Annotated in this window: 3 protein-coding genes; all 3 read left to right on the top strand. The window is 62.9% G+C overall.

The window, feature by feature from the left end:
* On the top strand, positions 1 to 1,935 hold a 1,935-nt coding region (gene kdpB, locus VIW95_RS14950), incomplete at its 5' end, for a potassium-transporting ATPase subunit KdpB (RefSeq protein WP_331587943.1).
* Between the two features lie 11 nt (positions 1,936 to 1,946).
* Positions 1,947 to 2,570 (top strand): potassium-transporting ATPase subunit KdpC, encoded by a 624-nt coding sequence (gene kdpC / locus VIW95_RS14945; RefSeq protein WP_331587941.1) that lies wholly within the window; start codon positions 1,947 to 1,949, stop codon positions 2,568 to 2,570.
* Positions 2,571 to 3,731, top strand: coding sequence for a sensor histidine kinase KdpD (locus VIW95_RS14940; RefSeq protein WP_331587939.1), 1,161 nt, complete (start codon positions 2,571 to 2,573; stop codon positions 3,729 to 3,731).
* Positions 3,732 to 3,757 lie beyond the last annotated feature (26 nt).

Raw genomic sequence — 3,757 nt, 5'->3', positions numbered from 1 at the left:
ATGTTCGTGGTCGAGGTCACCAGCGTGCTTGTGATGTTCACGCTGTTTCGCGACCTGCTGGCTCACAAGATGGCGCTGGCGGGATTCGAATTCCAAATCGCGCTGTGGCTGTGGTTTACCGTTCTGTTCGCAAACTTTGCCGAGGCGATGGCGGAGGGCCGCGGCAAGGCGCAGGCCGATAACCTGCGCAAGACGCGCACCGAAACCCAGGCCAAATTGATTCTCCCGAGCGGCGAGACGAAGCTCGTGCCGGCAGCGCAGCTTCGGCGCGACGACGTCGTGATGGTGGCCGCCGGTGACGTGATTCCGGGCGACGGCGAAGTGATCGAGGGCATCGCCGCGGTCAACGAGGCCGCTATCACCGGCGAATCCGCGCCGGTCATCCGCGAGAGCGGCGGCGATCGCAGCGGCGTCACGGGCGGCACCACGGTTATCTCAGACTGGATCAAGGTAAAGATCACCGCCAACCCCGGCGAGACGTTCCTCGACCGCATGATCGCGCTGGTGGAAGGCGCGCATCGCCAGAAAACGCCCAACGAAATCGCGCTCAGCATCTTGCTGTCCGGCCTGACGATTGTCTTCCTGCTCGTCGTCGTCACGCTCTATCCGTTCGGGCTGTATGGCGGCACGAAGCTCGCGCTGCCGGTGCTGGTGGCGCTGTTGGTATGCCTGATTCCGACGACCATCGGCGGATTGCTCTCGGCGATCGGAATCGCCGGAATGGATCGCCTGGTGCAGCACAACGTGCTCGCGATGTCAGGCCGCTCGGTCGAGGCGGCCGGCGACGTCGATACGCTGCTGCTCGACAAGACTGGAACGATCACGCTCGGGAACCGGATGGCGGCGGAGTTCATTCCGGTGAATGGAGTGGAACCGGGCGCGCTCGCCGAGGCCGCGCAGCTTGCGTCGCTGGCCGACGAGACTCCCGAAGGACGCTCGATCGTGGTGCTGGCCAAGCGCGAATACAACTTGCGCGGCCGCGAGCTCGGCGAAGACGGCGCCACCTTCATACCGTTTTCCGCGCAGACCAGGATGAGCGGCGTGGACATCGGCGGACGGCGAATCCGCAAAGGCGCCGCCGAGCAGGTCGCAAATTTCGTCACGGAAAATCACGGCACGCCGCCGACTGACTTGAAGGAAATTGTCGAGCGCATCGCGCGCAGCGGTGGAACTCCACTGGTGGTCGCCGACGAGGCGCAGGCGCTCGGCGTGATCTATCTGAAAGATGTCGTCAAGGAAGGGATTCGCGAACGCTTCGAGCGCCTGCGCGCGATGGGTTTGCGCACCGTCATGATTACCGGCGACAACCCGCTCACCGCCGCGGCAATCGCCGTGGAATCGGGCGTCGACGACTTCCTGGCCGAGGCCACTCCCGAAACCAAGCTGCGCCTGATTCGCGAGGAGCAGAACCAGGGCAAGCTGGTCGCGATGATCGGCGACGGCACCAACGACGCGCCCGCGCTCGCGCAGGCCGACGTCGGAATCGCGATGAACGCGGGCACCCAGGCCGCGCGCGAGGCCGGCAACATGATCGACCTCGACTCGAATCCCACGAAGGTGATGGAAGTGGTCGAGATCGGCAAACAACTGCTGATGACGCGCGGCGCGTTGACGACGTTTTCGATCGCCAATGACGTCGCCAAGTATTTCGCGATCATCCCGGCGCTGTTCATCGTCGAGTATCCGGAATTGCAGCGGCTGAATGTGATGCATCTGGCGACGCCGCAGAGCGCGATCCTTTCGGCGGTAATCTTCAACGCGCTGATCATCATCGCGCTGATTCCGCTAGCGCTGCGCGGCGTGAAATACCGTCCGGTCGGCGCCGCCGCGATTCTGACGCGCAATCTTTTTATCTATGGCTTCGGCGGCGTGATTATTCCGTTCATCGGCATCAAGGCTATCGACATCATGATCGCCGCGCTGCATCTGGCGTGAGGTTTTTTTCAGTGAAGACGCTAAAGACTGCTCTCCTGGCTACCGCGGTGCTAACCGTGCTCACCGGCATCGTCTATCCGATTGCAGTATGGGGAATTGCGCAGGCGATTTTCCCGCACCAGGCCGGCGGAAGCATCGTCGTAGCGGGCAACAAGGTCGTCGGCTCGAGCCTCATCGGGCAGAACTTCTCGTCGCCGCGCTATTTTCAGAGCCGGCCTTCAGCCGCCGGTGACAAGGGCTACGCCGCCGACAACTCGGGCGGCTCCAATCTTGGCCCGACCAACAAGGCGCTGATCGACGCGGTCAAGTTGCGGCTGAAAAACGTAGTCGAGAGCAATCCCGGCACCGACGCGCACCAGGTTCCAATCGACCTCGTGACGACTTCAGCCAGCGGACTCGATCCCGAGATAAGTCCGGCCGCCGCCGACCTCCAGGTGGCACGTGTTGCTCGTGCGCGCGGTCTGAGCGAAGATCAGGTGCGGCAGTTGATTGCGGAGAACACGCGGTCGCGATCGGCAGGGATCTTCGGCGAGCCTGGCGTCAACGTCCTGCTGCTGAACCTGGCCCTCGATCGCACCACGGGAACTCATAGTGCTCGCGCTGCCGGAAGTCATGGCGGAACGCCCGGGACTTGAATGAGCGATGACAAACGACTCGAGCCCGAAGCTTTTCTCGACCTCGTGCCCCAACCTCAACGGGGACGTCTCAAGGTATATATCGGCGCCGCCGCGGGCGTAGGCAAGTCATACAGGATGCTCGAGGAGGCACATCAGCTCCGCGATCGGGGAGTGGATGTCGTGCTGGGCTTCATCGAAACGCATCATCGCCGCGAGACCGAGGAGCGAATCGGAGATCTCGAGATCGTGCCGCGCCGCAAGATCCAGTATCGCGACGTTGAGCTCGAAGAGATGGACGTCGATGCCATCATCGCGCGCAAGCCCGACGTGGTAATCGTCGATGAGCTCGCGCATACCAATGCGCCCGGCTCGCAGCACCCGAAGCGCTACCAGGACGTCGAGGAGATCGTAGGCACCGGCATCAACGCGATCACCGCCCTCAACATCCAGCACGTCGAAAGTCTGAACGCGATGATGAGGCGCGTCACCGGCGTCGACGTGCGCGAGACGGTGCCTGATTCGTTCCTCGCGCGCGCCGACCAGATCGTTAATATCGACGTGCCGGTCGAGGCACTGCGCGAGCGATTGCGCGAGGGCAAGATTTATCCGCACGAGCAGATCGAGAACGCGCTCAAGAATTTTTTCAAGCCGAGCAATCTCGCGTCGCTGCGTGAACTGGCGCTGCGCGAGGTCGCGCGCAGCCTGGACCGCCAGCGGCTGGACCGCGAGTCGATCAAGCGCGAAGGTGGCCACCGTACGAACGTCGTCGATCGCATCATGGTCGGAGTCTCGTCCAATGCCGCCGACACCGGACAGCTATTGCGCAAGGCCTCGCGCATTGCAGGACAGCTCAACGCCGAATGGTTCGCGGTGCACATCGAGACGCCCAACGAATCGGTGAAAAATATCGGCACTAGCGATTTCGTCGCGCTGCTCGACAATATCAACGTGGCGAGCGACCTCGGCGCCGAAACCGTCTGGCTCAAGTCCGACGACGTGGTCAAGGCATTGATCGACTTCGCGCACGACAAGGGCGTGACCAAAGTGATCGTCGGGCGGACGCATCAGCCCCGCTGGCGCCGCCTGCTCAAGGGTGACGTGGTGGCGCGGCTGGTCTCCGATGCAACGGACCTCGACGTCGAAATTGTCGCGACCGACGAACGGGAGGATTCGCGATGAACGCACCCTCGCTGCAACGCCGAATC

Source organism: Binatus sp. (SeqCode) (assembly GCF_036522015.1).
Lineage (GTDB): Bacteria > Desulfobacterota > Binatia > Binatales > Binataceae > Binatus.
The sequence above is the reverse complement of the archived record's forward strand: the minus strand, read 5'-3'. Positions and strand labels throughout refer to the sequence as shown.

Coding starts and splice junctions, on each gene's coding strand:
- VIW95_RS14940 (WP_331587939.1), top strand. CDS start 2,571: ATGAGCGATGACAAACGACTCGAGCCCGAAGCTTTTCTCGACCTCGTG.